Source organism: Serratia sp. JSRIV002, assembly GCF_019968725.1.
Taxonomy (GTDB): domain Bacteria; phylum Pseudomonadota; class Gammaproteobacteria; order Enterobacterales; family Enterobacteriaceae; genus Chania; species Chania fonticola_B.
Genome location: NZ_CP074143.1, coordinates 4,583,745 through 4,601,010, shown reverse-complemented (window position 1 = coordinate 4,601,010; position 17,266 = coordinate 4,583,745). Strand labels below are relative to the sequence as shown.

The 17,266-nt window shown below is 51.4% G+C and carries 13 protein-coding genes; 12 read left to right on the top strand and 1 reads right to left on the bottom strand.

What is annotated here, in order from left to right; genetic code table 11:
* Nucleotides 1-165: 165 nt before the first annotated feature.
* From KGP26_RS21650 to KGP26_RS21595, 12 genes are all read left to right on the top strand, one after another.
* Nucleotides 166-531 (top strand): antiterminator Q family protein, encoded by a 366-nt coding sequence (locus KGP26_RS21650; protein WP_021807641.1) that lies wholly within the window; start codon nt 166-168, stop codon nt 529-531.
* Between the two features lie 287 nt (nt 532-818).
* Nucleotides 819-1,223: a phage tail terminator-like protein gene (locus tag KGP26_RS21645; RefSeq protein WP_223498259.1), complete on the top strand. Its 405-nt coding sequence runs from the start codon at nt 819-821 to the stop codon at nt 1,221-1,223.
* A gap of 105 nt (nt 1,224-1,328) precedes the next feature.
* Entirely contained in the window at nt 1,329-1,991 is a 663-nt protein-coding gene (locus tag KGP26_RS21640; protein ID WP_059201585.1) for a phage tail protein, read from the top strand.
* A gap of 74 nt (nt 1,992-2,065) precedes the next feature.
* The gene (locus KGP26_RS21635; RefSeq protein WP_071683970.1) at nt 2,066-2,416 is read left to right on the top strand and encodes a phage tail assembly chaperone; all 351 of its coding nucleotides are present in this window, start codon (nt 2,066-2,068) and stop codon (nt 2,414-2,416) included.
* Between the two features lie 47 nt (nt 2,417-2,463).
* Nucleotides 2,464-2,718 (top strand): DUF1799 domain-containing protein, encoded by a 255-nt coding sequence (locus KGP26_RS21630; RefSeq protein ID WP_037435565.1) that lies wholly within the window; start codon nt 2,464-2,466, stop codon nt 2,716-2,718.
* A gap of 57 nt (nt 2,719-2,775) precedes the next feature.
* Nucleotides 2,776-5,073, top strand: a complete 2,298-nt coding sequence (locus KGP26_RS21625) for a phage tail tape measure protein (RefSeq protein WP_223664598.1) — start codon at nt 2,776-2,778, stop codon at nt 5,071-5,073.
* Between the two features lie 475 nt (nt 5,074-5,548).
* Complete coding sequence (locus KGP26_RS21620) at nt 5,549-5,890, top strand: phage tail protein (RefSeq protein ID WP_024486957.1); 342 nt, start codon at nt 5,549-5,551, stop codon at nt 5,888-5,890.
* An 8-nt stretch (nt 5,891-5,898) separates the two neighbouring features.
* Nucleotides 5,899-6,651 (top strand): phage minor tail protein L, encoded by a 753-nt coding sequence (locus KGP26_RS21615; RefSeq protein WP_094982627.1) that lies wholly within the window; start codon nt 5,899-5,901, stop codon nt 6,649-6,651.
* Nucleotides 6,652-6,653: 2 nt separating this feature from the next.
* Complete coding sequence (locus tag KGP26_RS21610; protein WP_059201582.1) at nt 6,654-7,364, top strand: C40 family peptidase; 711 nt, start codon at nt 6,654-6,656, stop codon at nt 7,362-7,364.
* On the top strand, nt 7,364-8,005 hold the full coding sequence (locus KGP26_RS21605) for a tail assembly protein (RefSeq protein ID WP_371824953.1): 642 nt from the start codon (nt 7,364-7,366) through the stop codon (nt 8,003-8,005). The genes KGP26_RS21610 and KGP26_RS21605 overlap by 1 nt, the downstream gene beginning before the upstream one ends.
* A gap of 59 nt (nt 8,006-8,064) precedes the next feature.
* Entirely contained in the window at nt 8,065-13,884 is a 5,820-nt protein-coding gene (locus tag KGP26_RS21600) for a DUF1983 domain-containing protein (protein WP_223664597.1), read from the top strand.
* 82 nt (nt 13,885-13,966) lie between these two features.
* Nucleotides 13,967-16,294, top strand: coding sequence for a hypothetical protein (locus tag KGP26_RS21595; protein ID WP_223664596.1), 2,328 nt, complete (start codon nt 13,967-13,969; stop codon nt 16,292-16,294).
* Nucleotides 16,295-16,430: 136 nt separating this feature from the next.
* Here KGP26_RS21595 and KGP26_RS21590 read toward each other — a convergent pair whose 3' ends face one another.
* Nucleotides 16,431-17,168 (bottom strand): bifunctional 2-polyprenyl-6-hydroxyphenol methylase/3-demethylubiquinol 3-O-methyltransferase UbiG, encoded by a 738-nt coding sequence (locus tag KGP26_RS21590; protein WP_223664595.1) that lies wholly within the window; start codon nt 17,166-17,168, stop codon nt 16,431-16,433.
* Between the last annotated feature and the right edge of the window lie 98 nt (nt 17,169-17,266).

Genomic DNA, 17,266 nt, shown 5'->3' with positions numbered 1-17,266 from the left:
TTTTCCACCGCTGGCGCTATCCTCCCGTCATAGTGCTGCACCAATACCTTCGTTTTCTGCTCGGTTTTCCCCCTGCTTTGTCCTGTGAGGTTTCCTACAACACCCATCGATGGGCGGCTTTACCTCGTCTGGTTACACTAGAGCCAATAAAAATAAGGAGGTCTTATGCGGGACATTCAACAGGTTTTGGGGCGCTGGGGCGTGTGGGCACGGGAAAGTTCTTCTCTGGGATATTCGCATATCGCCGCCGGTTTTAAAGGGTTGCTGCCGGGCAGTAGCAAACAGCAGGCCTCTTGCTGTGACGAGGACGGCTTGGTGGTCGATCGCGCCGTTGCTCACCTCCAGGCCCTACGTCAGCCGGAGGAGTTGGAACTGATCTTGCGTTACTACGTTTACGGGCAATCGAAGTCCGCCATTGCTCGCGGCTGGAAATGTTCGGAAGGCCGGGTAAGGCAACAGATGCAGGTGGCAGAAAGTTTTATCGAGGGTTGTCTGGTCAGCCAGAATATTCGTTTGGAAATGGATAGATAAACGATGACCGATAATAAAAAATAAAGACTTTTTAAATTGAAGTAATTACTACCCCGCAATGCGGGGTGGTTTTGTTATTTTAAATTAATGGCGAAAAATAATTTAATAAAAATCTATTCGCTACGAGTTTTATCTAGTAAGTTGATAGCGTGGTTATTGCGTTTCGCAGTTGGTAAAAATATTTTTTAAAATAAACTTCTCGCTACGAATTATATCAGCTAGAGTGCTATTACTGGTTTAACCCAAGGTGATGCACTCTTATCAATAGGGTTCAATCAGGAGGCGCCATGAGCACCTTGCGTATCAATGATTTATTTGAGTCCAGGTTAACGGCCTGGGCTGAAGAGAAAAATATTAAATACACCTTGGCAAACGTGACGTTTACGGCGGATGACGATCTTCATCTGGAACCGTTTATTGCTCCGGAGCCTGCGGTGGCGTTAGGTATTTCCCAGGAGGTGCAGACCTACAGCGGGAATTATCAGGTTAATATTGTGATGAAGAAAGGGACGGGCGCGAAAACTGGCTATCAACTGGCGGAAGAGATAATTTCATTATTCCCCAGGGGATTGGTGCTGGCGGACGATGCTTTTAACTGTTATGTCAACGCTGGTGGCAATATCCTGCCAGCGATTGCCAAAGATGAATTATATACCCTGCCGGTGGCTATCGGTTATTGGGCCGGGTATTAATGCCACAATAGTGTAGTCAACATCGCTGGGGGGAAACTCTCCAGCAAGTAAACCAAGCATACCGCCATCCGGCGGTTTTTTTATATCTGAAATTGGAGAATTACCATGGGTTTTGCATTACCAAATGGCGCCACCGTATTTGCTGGCGCGCCAACAGCACCAGGCGTAGTCACTACCGCAGTCAGCAATGCTAACGGCGCCGTATTTACCGTGGCCACCGGCCACACTCTGAAAGTGGGTGACATCGTAATGGTACGCTCCGGTTGGGGCCTGATCGACAGCCTGGTGGCCAAAATCACTGCCCAAGTGGATACCAGTATCACCATCGGTGCCATCAATACTACCGACGTGAGTTTCTTCCCGGCCGGTGGCGGCAAAGGCTCCTTGCAGAAGATCGCCAACTGGACGCAAATTCCTCAGATCACCGAGGTAGCGCAGTCTGGCGGCGATCAGCAATACGTGCAGGTGCAGTTCCTGGAAGACGATCGTCAGCGTAACCTGGCCACCTTTAAAGCGGCCAAAACGCAGACCTTTACCTTTGCGCACGATGCTTCTCAGCCGATCTACAGCCTGCTGCAGGATGCCGATCGCAATGGCGTCACGCTGGCGTTCTACATGCACGTGCCAAAAGCCAAGGAGTTGCGCTACTGGTCTGCGGTACCGGCTTTTGATCCGCAACCGACCACCGCGGTTAACCAGGTTGAAACCGTACAGGTGGCGCTGGCGGTGCAGTCTTGCGATATGACGTTCTACAAAGTGACTGCTTAAACAGTCCATCAGCGAGCCCGATATTTTTCGGGCTCGATTTTTTTGCCGAATTATTCAACGATAGAGAGATAATCATGACCGAATTTAACCTGACACCGAATCCAACCTTTAAAGTCGACGTCAGCATTCCTCGCGCAGGTGACAGTGATGGGGTATTGACGTTTACTTTCAAACACAAAAAGCGCAGTGAATTGGAAAAACTGGAGAAAGCGCTTCGTGAGGCCAGCGAAGAACAGTTGAGCTCTGGCAACTATAGCAATCTACCGATGGCCGACTTCTTACGTGAGATCTGCGCCAATTGGACTTTACCCGATGAGTTGAATCAGGAAAGTCTAATCACTTTGCTGGACAACTATCCACGTGCTTTTGATGCTATCGCTACGGCTTATACCAAAGAGCTGATGGCGGTACGAGAAAAAAACTAATCGCGCTTGCTGAAGCCTTCTATTCGCCGGAAACGCCCCGTGAAGAATTGGCCGCATTTGGTCTATCTCCCGATGACTATGAAACAACCGTTCTCGATGTTTGGCCGGATATGCAGCCTGCATTCCAACTTTTTCAGGCGATGGCAACCCAATGGCGTACCGGTATGGGAGGTATTACGGGGTTAGATTACAATTGCCTTCCCTGGTTAATGCGGGTTTATGCCGTGGAGGATGAAGCAAGCGTGTTAAATGACATCCGAATTATGGAAACCGCAGCGCTTAAGGTGATCCACCAAAAATAATCGTCTGCGATGATGCCAGCCTTGAGCTGGCTTTATTGTTATAGCCAGGAGTAAGGCATGGCAGATATTACAACTATGACGCTGCGTGTTAATGCCAGTGATTTGCAGCGGGCTAATAGAGATCTAGTTGATTTGCAGAGCAACATTTCTGTGGCAACGGGACGATTCGAAATATTGAATCGTACTTTACGCAGCGGAATGCAGGAGATCAGCCGTTATAGCAATATTGGTAGACAACTGTCTCAGCTAGGAGAGAGTACCAATGCTTTTATAATTGACCTGAGAAGAAGCACTGCAGCAATAGAAGAATACCGGCAAGCGCTGGAAGGGATGCAGGGACAAGCTTCGAATACAGCTTCCATTTCTGGCTCTACCTCTGGAGATTTTGGTTGGAAAGAGGCTTTGGACCAAGGTTCACAGCTAGTAGATACCTATGATCAGGTGCAGAAAATACTTGCTCCATTAGGAAGGATGGGACCTCTGATTGCTGTAGCTGTGGGCACTACAGCATTACTGGGTACTGCATATTACCAAGGTGCCAAAGAGGCCGAAGAATTTAACAGGCAGTTAATCCTAACCGGTAATTATGCAGGGAAGAGCTCGGAGCAATTACAGGATTTGGCGCGTAAATATGCTGATTTGGGTGGCGGTATGGATACCGCCTCTGAAACCATAGCAAAAATAGTTGGAACCGGTGCATTCTCCGGTGAGCAAATTGACGGGGTAACAAAAGGAGTCTTGGCGCTACAACAAGCTACCGGTCAGACCGCAGAGCAGGCTATCAATGCGTATAAGAAAATATTTACCGATCCAATAACCAGTGCTTATGAATTAAATAAAGCCTATAATTATTTGTCTGTCGCTGAATTTGAACATATTCTTCAGTTGGAAGAACAAGGGAAGGTTGCAGAAGCTAGCGACTTAATTGCACAAAAGACAGCAATTACTTTCGAAGAGCGAGCAAATAAATTAGTAGAAAATTTAGGGTATATAGATAAAGCTGTTCTTATAGCTAAGTCTAGCTGGAGCTCATTATGGAATATGATGAAGGGAATTGGTCGGGATGACACCCTTTCAGAACAACTTGAAGCCGCTAATAAGAATGTTATTAATGTAAAAAATAATTTAGAAAAGTATCGGGATATTGATGCGAAATCGAGTCCAGACTATGGTACTGATTCTCGACCAATCGTAGATAAAAAGAAGATAATTTCAGATGCTGAAGGTAAAGTTTGGCTTCTGGAACAAGTTGTTAATTTAATTAACGATTCTTCTGCATCTACTTCGGCAGGGAATGTTGAACAGAAGTCAGCCATAGAGAAGTTAAAAAAAGAGCATGATGCCAGGGCTGCGCTTCGAAATAAACCGTCAGTAACAGTATATCCAAACACTCATAAAAATATAGCCCAGAATAAAGTAGTGCAGACTCCTACAGTTGGAGTTGTAGCTCCAACTGTTCCAGATACACAAGAACTACTTAAGCAATCTTCATCTGACTATATAAAAAACATGAGTAAGCGACAGAGGGGTTTAGTTTATAGCGCAGGTAAAAGTAATCGAATTGCCCAGCGTGAGGCAAGTGTTACTCAGTTTAATGATGAATGGATTCAAAAAGGAGGAAAGACGTCAGGTGAGGATTATGAGGGCCAATTAAAAGCTCTCACAGACTACCATGCGGCTGAGGACAAAATTCGTGGTAGTTGGCTTGATGGAGCACAAAAAGGTTGGAACGAATATCTGGACTCTGCGACCAATGTATATGATTCAATGGCCAATATCGGCCAAGCGACCTTTAGCGGTTTATCAGACATGCTTACCAGCATGGTGACCACTGGCAAAGCCAACTTCCAAGAGTTTACCGCCTCAATCCTGAAAATGATTATCCAGGTGATTAACCAACTGCTAGTAGCTTTTGTCATCCAAAAAGCAATGGGTTGGATTAATCCATCGGCTGCAGCAACAGGACATTCCAGTGGTGGTTATACCGGCGACGGCGGTAAATACGATCAGGCGGGCGTGGTACACCGTGGCGAGTTCGTGATGACCAAAGAAGCCACCCAGCGGATCGGCGTGGGCAATCTCTACGCCATGATGCGCGGCTATGCGGAGGGTGGCCTGGTGGGCGGCAACAAAGCCCCGATGTACGGCCTGGCGGCAGAGCAGGGTGGTGGCATAACGGTCAACAGCACCGTAGTAATGAACAATGACGGCTCCGCGAATGCGGCCAATAGCTCCTCTGCCGGTGACGGCATGGGCAAGCTGGTGCAGGGCATCGTTAATCAGGCGATCACCGAACGTTTGGGCAAAGAGCTTAAGCCGGGCGGCCTGATCTGGAATGCCTCAGCGGCCCGCTGAATCTTCTTATCAATCATCAATAGTAACAACCGCAGTCTGGCATCAGGCCTGACTAATTGCTCCTCATCTCCCCCTCACCCCAACCCTCTCCCACAGGGAGAGGGAGCTGCTCCGGAGCTGTATTCAGGTGCAGCAATTAATCTGCAACAGAGTGATAGGGAGGATGAGTGCTGTAGCCAATTGGTGGCACATACAGTTCCCTCTCCCTTGTTCAGGCTGTAACGGGAGTATGAACGCATTAGCCAAGATGTGGCACATACAGTTCCCTCTACCTTGTTCAGGCTGTAACGGGAGGATGAACGCATTAGTCAAGATGTGGCACGTACAGTTCCCTCTCCCTTGTTCAGGCTGTAACGGGAGGATGAACGCATTAGTCAAGATGTGGCACGTACTGTCCCCTCTCCCTGTGGGAGAGGGTTAGGGTGAGGGGTAATTCTAGCCCTGTGACTGACGGTTATTACTGCTCGGAGTCTTTATGCTTATCGATACCTTTCAATGGCAAACCCAGGCCTCGCCTAGCGGTAACTTTGTCCATAACGTCAGAAGTGCGCAGTTCGGCGACGGCTATAAACAGGTTAGCAGCAATGGGCTGAACCAGGCGGTGCAGCAGTGGCAGTTGGCCTATACTGGCCATCCGGCCGTGACCCAGTCGATGCTGGCCTTTTTAAATCAACACGTGCTCGTCGCCTTTTTCTGGACGCCGCCCAACGGCAAGAAAGCGCTATTTCGCGTCAAATCGGATTCAATTTCCGTCACACCGCTTGCGCGCAATGTGGAGGCGTTGAGTTTTGCCTTTGAACAAGCCTTCGGCGTATAGGTGCAATCATGTCATTTAACAGTCAAGTGCAAAAGCTGGCGCCTGGGGAACTGATCCAACTGATTGAAATTGATGGCACCGCCTTTGGCGCGGCCATCATGCGCTTTCATGCGCACAATATTCCCCACACTCAAGCCGAGATCGCGGCGGCGGGCAACGATGCCCAGCGGCTGAAACCAAAATCGATCTGGTGGCAGGGAAACGAGTATGAAGCCTATCCCTACGAGATCACCGGCTTGGCAGCAACCAGTGATGGTTCACAACCAACGCCCAGGCTTAGCGTCGCCAACCTCAGCAATCTGGTGTCTTCGCTGTGTCTAACCTTCAACGACATGGTGCAGGCGAAAGTGCGGGTACACGACACCTTTGCCAAATACCTGGATGCGGTCAACTTCCCCGAGGGTAACGCGCTTGCCGATGCTTCGCAGGAGCGAGTGCAGGTTTTCTACATTGACAGCAAAAGCACCGAAACCAACAGCGTGGTGGAGTTCCAGCTCTGCACACCGTTCGATCTGCAAGGCCAGCAACTGCCCTCGCGGCAAATTCACGGGCTTTGCACCTGGTGCATCCGGGGTTGGTACCGCAGCGGCAGAGGTTGCGATTACAGCGGCGGCGCCTGTTTTGATAAGGACGATGAACCGATCGACGATCCGGCGTTAGACGTTTGTGGTGGCCGGGTGTCCTCCTGCAAAAAACGCTTTGGTGATGCGCAACCCCTGGCCTTTGGCGGGTTCCCAGGTTCCAACCTGTTGGGGAGGTAATGATGCAGGCTGAAATCATGCAGGCCATCTGTGAGCATGCCGCAGCGGAGTATCCCAATGAGTCCTGCGGTTTTGTGGTGCAGAACGGGCGTAAGGCGCGTTATCTGCCGTGCCGCAATGTGGCGGAAAACGCGTTGGATAACTTTGTCATCTCCCCTCAGGAATACGCGCAGGCGGAGGATCAAGGCGAGATCATTCGCATCATCCACAGCCACCCAGATGTGCCCGTGTTGATCCCTTCGGAGATGGATCGCCTGCAGTGCGATCACTCGGGCATTGTCTGGGGCATCGTCTCGTGGCCGGAAGGGGATTACACCGAGGTTGTGCCACGCGGTGAGCGTCCGTTGGTTGGGCGCAGTTGGCTGTTGGGGCATGCCGACTGCTGGTCATTGATCCGGGATTACTATCGCCAGGAACACGGCATCGCGCTGAATGATTACTCGGTGGAGCATGAATGGTGGGTCGACGGCAAAACCCGCCTGTATGACGATCACTGGTACGCCGAAGGGTTCCGAGAATTTCAGGGGCCGATGCGCGCGGGCGACATGATCATGATGCAGGTTTCAGCCCCGGTGACCAACCACGCGGGTATCTATCTGGGGGACGGCATGATGCTGCATCACCTGTTCGGTCAGCTTAGCCAGCGCTATCCCTACAGCGGATATTTTCAGGAGCGGACGGTACGCGTAGTCCGCCGAAAGGAGCTTCTATGATGCAAACAACAAGACTGATCCGGTTGGGGGGCCAACTGGGCAAAAAGTTCGGTAAAACCCATCGGCTGGTGGTGGCGGATACGCGCGAAGCGCTGCGGGCGCTGTGTATCACCTTGCCCGGATTTGAGAGCTTTATGATGAATGCCCATAAGGACGGCGTGCAGTTTGCCTTCTTCAATGGCTCGCAGAATATCGGCCTGGCCGAGTTTGCTACCTCCAAAGGCAACGCCGATATCCGCATTATGCCGGTGATTGCGGGGAGTAAAAGCGCCGGAGGGTTTCAGATTATCTTGGGAGTGGCGGCGCTGGTAGGGGCATTCTTTACCGCAGGCGGAACGATAGGCTTATATAGTGCAGCGTTGGCTGCCTCTGGCGCCGCTGCTACATTCACCACTATGGCCGTTACCGCCTTAACAATGATGGGGACTTCAATGGTGTTGGGAGGTGTCATGCAACTGATGACGCCACAGCCGAACTTCGGCATGTCCTCTTCCCAATCGGTAGAAAACAAACCTTCCTATGCCTTCGGTTCACCGGTCAACACCACGGCGCAGGGCTACCCAGTGCCGGTGCTGTACGGCGAGCGGGAAATCGGTGGCGCGGTGATTTCCGCCGGTATTTACGCCGAAAATCAGCAATAACGCCCCTTTAGGGCATTTTTCTTTAGGTCGCACTCGCGGCCTTTTTTTATGGGCGTGATATGACAAAGACACTTATTCATGGGCGCAAGGGCGGTGGTGGATCGGCGCATACGCCGGTTGAAGCTCCCGATGATTTGCAGTCCAACGCTAAAATCAAAATCCTGCTGGCGCTGTCTGAAGGGGAAATTGCCGGTGAGTTAGACGGCACCCGCATCCTGCTCGACGGCACCCCGGTGCATAACCCCGATGGCAGCGAAAACTTTACCGGCCTGAAGTGGGAGGTGCGTAACGGCACCCAGACTCAGGATTATATCCAGGGAATGCCGGACGTAGAGTCTGAAACGCCGGTCAACGTCAAGCTGACCACTACTAACGTCTGGACCAAAACCTTCACCCGAACCGATATCGACGCGCTGCGCATACGCATGGGCTTCCCGGCGCTGTTCCAGCAGGAAGATAACGGCGATATGAACGGTTCGCAGGTGGAATATCTGATTGAGCTTTCCACCGACGGCGGAGCCTATCAAACCGTGGTCACCGGCACGCTAAAGGGCAAAACCACCAGCCTGTACGAGCGCGATCACCGGATTAATCTACCTAAGGCAACCACCAGCTGGACGCTGCGCATCAAGCGCATCACACCGGACTCCACTAGCAGCAAGTTGGTAAACACTACCCAGATCCAGACCTACACCGAGATCGTGGACGCCAAGTTCCGCTATCCCAACACCGCCTTGCTGTTTATCGAATTCGATGCCCAGCAGTTCAGCTCAGTGCCGAAAATTACGCTCAAGCCAAAGGGCAAAATCATTCGCGTGCCGGCCAACTATGATCCGCTGGCGCGGACCTACAGCGGCAATTGGGATGGCAGCTTTAAATGGGCCTGGAGCAACAACCCGGCTTGGGTGTTTTACGATATCGCGCTGGACAAGAATTACGGCTTAGGCAACCGGGTGACCGCCGCCGAGATCGACAAATGGGGGCTGTACAGCATCGCGCAGTATTGCGATGAGCTGATTGATGATGGTCTGGGGGGCGGGGGCAAAGAACCGCGTTTCCTGTGCGACGTGTATATCCAGTCGCAGCAGGATGCCTACACCGTATTGCGTGATATCGCCGCCATCTTCCGCGGCATTACCTACTGGGGCAACGACCAGCTGTTTGCCTATGCGGATATGCCGCGCGATGTGGATTTCGTCTATTCACGGGCCAACGTCATTGGCGGTGAATTTGCCTATGCGTCGGGTTCTTACAAGAATCGCTATACTTCGGCGCTGGTGAAATGGGGCGATCCGGCCAACCATTATGCCGACGCGGTGGAAGCGGCTTACGATAACGAACTGGTGAAGCGCTACGGCGTTAACCAGACTGAAATCACCGCCATTGGCTGCACGCGGCGCACCGAGGCTCACCGCCGTGGGCGCTGGGCGATCCTGAGTAACGCCAAAGATCGTACCGTCAGCTTTACCGTCGGGTTGGACGGCAATATCCCGCTGCCAGCTCGGATCATCGGCATTGCGGATGCCATGCTGGCAGGCAAGACCAACGGCGGGCGCATCCATTCCGCGCAGGATCGCGTGGTGGTGCTGGACCGTGAAGTGGAGTTTGGCAAAGGCGATCGCCTGATCGTCAATCTGCCGGACGGCACGGCACAAACTCGCACTATCGCCAGTATCGCGGCAGACAAGCTTACGGTGACGCTGACCGCTCCGTTCCGCCAGCAACCAGAGCCTGAAGCGGTCTGGAGTATCGATTCCGACAACCTGGCGATCCAGCAGTTCCGCGTGGTGTCGGTCCAGTCCAACGATGATGGCACCTTCGCCATTAACGCCGTTGAGCACGATCCGGATAAATACGCCTTTATCGATAACGGCATCCGCCTGGATGCGCCGCCAATCACCGTGACGCCACCAGGAGCAATGCCTGCTCCGGCGAATATCGCCATCTCGCGCTACGACTACGTCAGCCAGGGGATTAACGTTGCCTCAATGCGGGTGCACTGGCGGGCTGTCGCAGGCGCGGTGACCTATGAAGCGCAGTGGCGCAAAGATAATGGCAACTGGGTAAATGTGGGGGCGACGCCTTCACTCGGGTTTGATGTTAACGGTATTTATGCCGGTAACTATGACGTACGGGTGCGTGCGGTGAATGCGGTGGGCGTTTCCTCGCAGTGGGGTCATGCCGAGCCGAGCTATCTGGCAGGAAAAGCGGGTGCGCCGCCCAAGATTGTTTCGCTGACGGCAACCCAGGATGTGGTGTTTGGCATCCAGCTTGCCTGGGGCTTTGGCCACAACTCTGCAGATGGCCTGAAAACCACCCTGATGGTAGCCAGCCGGGCGGATTTCGCCGACGAACGCTTATTGGCCGATGTGCCTTATCCGCAGCATCGCTATGACATGCAGGGTTTGCGTGCCGGGCAGGTGCTGTATTTCCGTGCGGCCTTTACCGACAAAACCGGCAACCAGTCCGACTGGAGCGAGTTTGTGCGCGGGATGGCTTCGGACAGTGCGGACGTGGTGCTGGCGCAAATTGCGCAAAGCATTACCGAGACCGAACTGGGCAAAGATCTGTTGGAGAAGATCAACAGCCTGCCTTCGGATCAGAACGTCCAGGATCTGGCCGAGAAGATCGCCCAGGCGCAGGCCGATATCGAGGAGAACAGGGATGCTCTGCAAGGGGATGTCGATACCCTGCAAGCGGCGCTGAACAAGGTTAACGCCGAGCTGGCGGGCCGGAATGCCGATCTGAGCAATGCTGTCGACGTGCTGCAACAGGATTTGACGCAGTTGGGCAAAGCCGCCATCGAAAACAGCCTGACCATCGAGCATAACCGCCAAAAACTCTCCCAGGCCCAGGAGGTTCTGAATAGCGATATCAAGGACGCACGCGGGGAAATTGACAGCACCCGCGCCAGCTTGGCGCGAGCAGATGCCGAACTGCAAGCCAAGGTCGATGCCCTTACCGGTGGCACCAACGCGGCAATGGCTCAGGTTGCTTCGCAGATCACTCAATTGCAGGATGATGATCAGCAACTGGCCAGTAAACTTGACGTGGTGATTGCCAAGGCCGAAGGGAACGCCGCACAAATCGCGCAGGAGCAAGCGGCGCGTGTGGATGCCGATGGGGCGTTAGCCAAGGATATCAGCTCGGTGAAAGCCACGGCGGATAATCAGCAGGGTTTGATTATCAAGCTGGAGCAGGCGCAGGCCGATGCCGATTCTGCTTTGGCTAAGGTGGAATCCAATGTTTCTGCCAACGCCAAGGCAATCGGCAGCAACAAGACGGAGCAGGACAAGGTTAACTCGCAGGTTACGCAGAAAACCGAAGCGCTGGCCGATCAGCAGAAAACGCAGGGCCAGCAGCTCAGCGGGCTGACTTCCGAGTTTAGCGAAAACCGTGCTGACGTAACCCAACAGCTAAAAACGCTGGCGGCGACAGACTCGGCTCAGGCCCAGCAGATTTCCGGCCTGGAAGCCAGCACGGGCAGTAACACTGCGGCTATCCAGGCAGAGGCGAAATCCCGTGCCGATGCCGACGGTGCGCTGAGCCAACGGGTTGACGTGATCCAGGCTACCGGCCAGGAAAACACGGCGGCCATCACCCGCCTTGGCATCGCGCAAACCGAAGCCGAAAGCAGCACGGCCAGCCTGCAACAGGCATTGGAGGCCACGGCCAAGGCGAATATCGAACAGGCGCTTAAGCAGGATAACGATGTTCAACGTCTGGACGAGAGCAGCGCCCGGTTAACCACGGCGCAAACCGTTTTCGCCGATCGGCAGCAGGCGCAGGCCCAGCAGATCACGCAGCTGGACGCGAACTTTGGCGACGTGTCTGCGCAGTTACAGCAGGAGATCACCACCAGGGCCAGCGAGACCGGCGCGTTGTCGCAACGCTTTGACCATCTGAGCGCAGATGTCGGCAGTAATCAGGCCGAGGTGGATCAGCGTTTGCAGGCGCTGGTGGATAGCGGCAGTGCTCAAGCGTCGTTAATTACCGGCCTTGAGGCGGCCAGTGGCGAAAATAAAGCGGCGATCGCCGCTGAATCGCAAGCGCGAACCACGGCGGATGAAGCGTTATCTCGACAATTGAGTTCGCTGGATTCCACCGTTGGGCAAAACACGGCGGCCATCAACGCTCGGCTGCAGACGTTGGCCAATCAAGACTCGGCCATGGCGGAGCAGATTGGTTCATTAACGGCGACCTCCGGCGAAAACAGCGCGGCGATCGGTGAGCTGAAGCAGGCACAAAGCGACTCGGCTGGTTCGCAGGCTTCACTTAGCAGCTCGCTTGAAGCCATTGCCAAGGCGGATATCGAGCAGTCGTTAAAGCAGGCGGAAGACGTTATCAGTAATGACGTGGTCACCGCATCGATCAAGACCCAGCAGAACGTAATGGCGGACGATCAGCACGCCCAGGCGCAGCAGATCACCGAATTACGGGCAAGCTTTGGTGATGTTGATGCGCGCTTGATGACGGAGCAGACGGTACGTGCGGAAGCAGACAAGGCGTTATCCCAGCAGGTGACAGCGCTGGCAGGCACCGTGGGGGACAACAATGCCCAACTCAATCAGCAGCTGCAGGTGCTGGTGGATACGGACAGCGCCCAGGCCAAGCTGATTAACGACCTGACCAGCCGAACAGGGGCGAATGAGGCTTCGGTGACCGCCCTGAGCCAAACGCTAACCGATAGCAATAGCGCGACGGCTCAGCAAATTGGCGCTTTGCAATCCGCTACTGGTGACAATACTTCGGCGATTACTTCGCTGTCGAAAACCGTGACCGATAACCAATCGGCAACGGCTAGAGAGTTTGGATCGTTGAATTCTGCTGTGGGTAGCAATACCTCTGCAATCAGTTCGCTGTCAGAGACTGTTACCGATAACCAGTTGGCGACGGCTAAGCAGCTTGGGTCGCTGAATGCTGCGGTAGGTGAGAATAAATCTGCGCTGATAGCGGAGTCTGAGGCTCGGGCAGATGCGAACGGTGCGCTTAGTTCCCGTATCGATAACGTGAAAGCGAGTGCAGATCAAAGTACGGCGGCGATCCAACAGGTGAGCCAAGCTCAGGCCACGTTGGATGGCAAGGTATCAGCAACTTGGTCAGTAAAAGTTGAAACCAGCAAGAAGGGTGAAAGTACCGTTGCCGGTTTGGCATTGGGGGTTGATGATGCCGGTAACCGGCAATTCCTGGTGCGGGCCGATCGATTTGCCTTGGTAACCAAAGATGAAGGCAATGTGTCTGTTCCCTTCGCCGTGCAAAATGGCCAGACGTTTATTAACTCGGCGTTTATTGCTGATGGGACGATTACTAATGCCAAGATAGGAAATTATATCCAGTCAAATAACTACGACTGGAATAAAAGAACTGGTTGGGCTATTGATAAAAGTGGTAATGCTGTTTTTAATAACGTTACTGCTAGAGGCCATATTGAGGCGACTTCAGGAACGCTTGAAAATGTCACTATAAAAGGCACTGCGATAATTGAACGGGTAGTAGCAAGTTCCATTGAGGGAGATATAGCAAAAATAATCCCGGTTAGCGCTGGTGGCTCTGTAGTGATAATGCCTCAGCCATTTTCCCGAACAGTTTTTATACCCATGATTACGGTATCAGCTTATACGACGGAGTATGAGACGGGCGGTAGTAACAATAACCATACTGTTTATAGTTACGGTTCCGCTACAGCATCCGTTTTGGTCAATGGTTCTATTGGGAAAACGATATCGGTAAAGGCAAGCTATAATATGCGGTTAGCAACGGACAGTGACTCTTATTCTTTCTCTTTGCTGGCAAATAATAGTGTAACCATTCAATATGTTGCATCTGCTGATAATGGCAATTATTTAAAAGCTATCGCTGTGTTTGCAGTGAAATCATAAATAAACCCTGGATGTTACTAAGGTAACTTAATTTAAAGTCATGATCCGCCATGTGCGGTTATTTTATTTGGAGTAATAATATATGTGGTACAAAACAGGCACGATCAATTTAATTTCTAATAACGCCACCGTAACGGGTACAGGCACTGCGTGGGCCGATGCCAAGTTTGGCGTAATGCCAGGCATGATTTTATTGGCCCCGGACAATAAGCTGTATGAAGTTAAACAGGTTAATAGCAATACCTCGCTGACTCTTAACAGCAATTATGCAGGCTCAACGGCGAGCGGGCAGAGCTATGCGATTATCACCACTTATGAAGGTGATATCAGCCAGTTCTCCGCTCGCTTTGCCGCGATGCTCACCTTTTTCCAGGGCAGCCGCAATGATACGGTGAGCTGGTTTACTGGCTCCGGTGATATGACTTTCACTAAGGATGATGGTACAAAATTGACTGTGCCGACGTTGGCTAAGATCCAGGCAGATTCAGTATCCAGAACATTGACCGAAGATCAGAAAGTTGCCAGTACGATCTTACTTTCAAAACCAACCAGATTGTCATCTATCGCGACAACCGGGTTTACCCCATCAACGCAGGGAGCATGGGTTAGTTGGGGTCGTGTTGGTGCGGGTGATACAGAAGGTTATAATGGTGCAACCGATTTTATTAACAACAGGGGGAACGGGGTTGGTGGGTGGAACTTCTGGAATAGTAATGGAACAACTACAAATTTGTCAGCAAAAATAAGCCCTAATGGATATATAACTGCTGTTGGTGGTTTCATATCAACAGGTGATCAAGTTATGCAAGCCGGCGTGACGACACCTAATTTGTTGATAAGATTAAAAGATGTCTCAGGTGTAGAGAAAGGAGCTATTTATGCTCAGACAGATACTGGAGCCATGAATATCCGCTGGAATGGTACTACAAATACAGCGTCTTTCCGTCCTGATGGTTTCGTATCTTTGTCTAATGGACTGGTCTTAGGTAATGCATTTACAACTATAGATAAAGTTCCAGATCTAGGAGCACTTCCATTTGTGTTTCGTGGAGGCGATCGTGCTGATTTGGTTCACCCTAATAATGCCAATATCGCAACGTCAAATGGTTTCTCTGTTGTATCTACTGCGACAACAGGCTTGGTTTCAAACGTGACTTATGGTACCCCTGTATTTTCGGTAAACGCTCGAACTGGGACGGCTCAAGTACTCAATGACTTCACAATCGCAGGTAAAACAGCATTAAAGGTCGGGGATTATGGTATTGGTAAAGATTTTTTGCCTCTTGTCCCTGATGTTACATTGGCCTCTGATTATAGGGTTAATGGAGCATGGTACGTTACAAATACATATACAAGAGATGCGTTTGGGAATGTGCCTAATCATATGTTTAATATTTCAGGTCATGTAAACAAATCATATTGTGCTCAACTATCAATTCAGAGGGATAATGATAAAATAGCATTTCGTGGAATTAAAAATAATGCTGTAGGGTCATGGAATGAACTTGTTGTCAACAATACAGAGGCTCAAATAGTCCCTCCATTATTATCATCTGGCACTAACGGAAACAGATATTGCAAAATTGCAGAGCAATCAATAACGACAGTTTCAGCTAGAGGTATGCATTTTATGATTACCGGAGGGCGGAGCTATGCAGCTGCCAATCCTGGTCTTGATATAATGCATATCTATTTCAGTGCGAGGAACTCAACAACATCAGCATTGGCATCTACAGGTCTTCAAGTATTGAGAACTGGTCTCACATCAGGTGGTAACATTAGTGCTGGAGCTGTATATAATCCTACGACAGCGATGTGGGAATTATGGATTTCTGGAGCGGGTTATAATTCGCCGAGTATTTCATTAATTGGCAACGTTGTTTCAGGAACCCAAGGCTTAATACCTATTGAGACCAGTACCTGGACTGCGACTATGCCTAGCGGTTTCATGGCTGTAACAGAAAAGCGTGTTTGGACCGATTTCAACAGTACTGTTGATGCCAACGGGTTCTTAAAAGTGGCATCCCCGATTGTTAGACTACAGGGTAACGGTTTCTGCACCCTTAACGATGAATCACAAGGTGTAACCACAGAGCGCATAGATTTAGGTGTATACGAGGTCAAAGGCTCATTAGGTTTTGCTGAGGAAGGCTGGAACATCGAAGTCCCACAAGACGTCAACGGTAACCGCCTATGCTTCGTCGCCACCGAAGCGGCCGAAGACGGCACGATCACGGTCAAGGTCAGCAAACGTCGCTTTGATATTGATACCGCAGCAATCGTTGCCGGGGAGCCGATGGATATTCCTGAAGGGCGCTGGATCGATCTGCGCTTGGAAATGCCGCCGGTTGAGGAAGTTCAGAGCGAGCCAGAACCTGAAAGCCACGAAGGCGAAATGGTAAGTGAGTAAGTTGTATCGACAGTGAAACGGTGTTGTCCTGAAGTTGCCCAGAACCGTTCGCTGTGAATAAGCCTGGAAAGTATTGGGGGGAGGCAGCCTCCCCAATATTGGATGTTTTAACGATATTTAATAAAGCGAATAGCCATTACGCAGCAGGTTTTTGTACCGCCAGGATAAAGATCATCGGGCGTTCTTTTTCTTCATCCAGTGCCGGGTTGTCGGCGATTTGCTGAGCCGAAGGACCCCACTCGTTCAAGTAACGAACGGTAAACCCTTGCTGAACCAGCAAATTGATATAGGTGCCCAGCATACGGTGCTGTTTGATCACTCCTTCCGCCAGCCAGTTGGAAATACGCTGTCCTTCTTGCTGATAGCCATTGATTGGCCAGGATTTTTGCCCTGCCTCATCCACTAACCAGCCCTGATGCTTTGGCGCAGTATAAATCGGGTGCTCGGCGGTAAAAATAAACTCCCCACCATTCACCAATGCCTGATAAACGGTAGCGAACAGCTTGCCGAGGTCTTCAATATAGTGCAGCGTTAGCGAGCTATAGACCAAATCAAAGCTGGCTGCTGGGAGCTGTAACGCCTCCAGATCCTGCTGACGGTATTCAATCGCCGGATCTTTGGTCATCTCTTTTGCCTTGCCCAACATCTTCTCTGAAAGATCCATTCCCAGTACCTGGGCTGCGCCTTGCTCACGAGCGCTGCGGCAGAACCAACCGTAACCACAGCCAAGATCGACCACCTTTTTGCCCTGCAAATCGGGCAGAATGCTGCGGATGGTTGACCATTCCGGCGCGCCATCTAAACCCTGTACCGAACGGCTGAGCTGTGCATAGCCGTCGAAGAAGGTTTGATTGTCATAGATATTTTGCGACATAACGTCTCCTGTATTAAATAAACCGCATAACAGCGCGGCGCATTAATGGTATTCGTTCAGCAACTGACTGCCAACAAAAATAGGGCATAATGTAGCGA

What these genes read in the sequence shown, in the direction of transcription:
- KGP26_RS21650 (WP_021807641.1), top strand. Translation starts at nt 166, where the DNA reads ATGCGGGACATTCAACAGGTTTTGGGGCGCTGGGGCGTGTGGGCACGG.
- KGP26_RS21645 (WP_223498259.1), top strand. Translation starts at nt 819, where the DNA reads ATGAGCACCTTGCGTATCAATGATTTATTTGAGTCCAGGTTAACGGCC.
- KGP26_RS21640 (WP_059201585.1), top strand. Translation starts at nt 1,329, where the DNA reads ATGGGTTTTGCATTACCAAATGGCGCCACCGTATTTGCTGGCGCGCCA.
- KGP26_RS21635 (WP_071683970.1), top strand. Translation starts at nt 2,066, where the DNA reads ATGACCGAATTTAACCTGACACCGAATCCAACCTTTAAAGTCGACGTC.
- KGP26_RS21625 (WP_223664598.1), top strand. Translation starts at nt 2,776, where the DNA reads ATGGCAGATATTACAACTATGACGCTGCGTGTTAATGCCAGTGATTTG.
- KGP26_RS21620 (WP_024486957.1), top strand. Translation starts at nt 5,549, where the DNA reads ATGCTTATCGATACCTTTCAATGGCAAACCCAGGCCTCGCCTAGCGGT.
- KGP26_RS21615 (WP_094982627.1), top strand. Translation starts at nt 5,899, where the DNA reads ATGTCATTTAACAGTCAAGTGCAAAAGCTGGCGCCTGGGGAACTGATC.
- KGP26_RS21610 (WP_059201582.1), top strand. Translation starts at nt 6,654, where the DNA reads ATGCAGGCTGAAATCATGCAGGCCATCTGTGAGCATGCCGCAGCGGAG.
- KGP26_RS21605 (WP_371824953.1), top strand. Translation starts at nt 7,364, where the DNA reads ATGCAAACAACAAGACTGATCCGGTTGGGGGGCCAACTGGGCAAAAAG.
- KGP26_RS21600 (WP_223664597.1), top strand. Translation starts at nt 8,065, where the DNA reads ATGACAAAGACACTTATTCATGGGCGCAAGGGCGGTGGTGGATCGGCG.
- KGP26_RS21595 (WP_223664596.1), top strand. Translation starts at nt 13,967, where the DNA reads ATGTGGTACAAAACAGGCACGATCAATTTAATTTCTAATAACGCCACC.
- KGP26_RS21590 (WP_223664595.1), bottom strand. Translation starts at nt 17,168, where the DNA reads ATGTCGCAAAATATCTATGACAATCAAACCTTCTTCGACGGCTATGCA.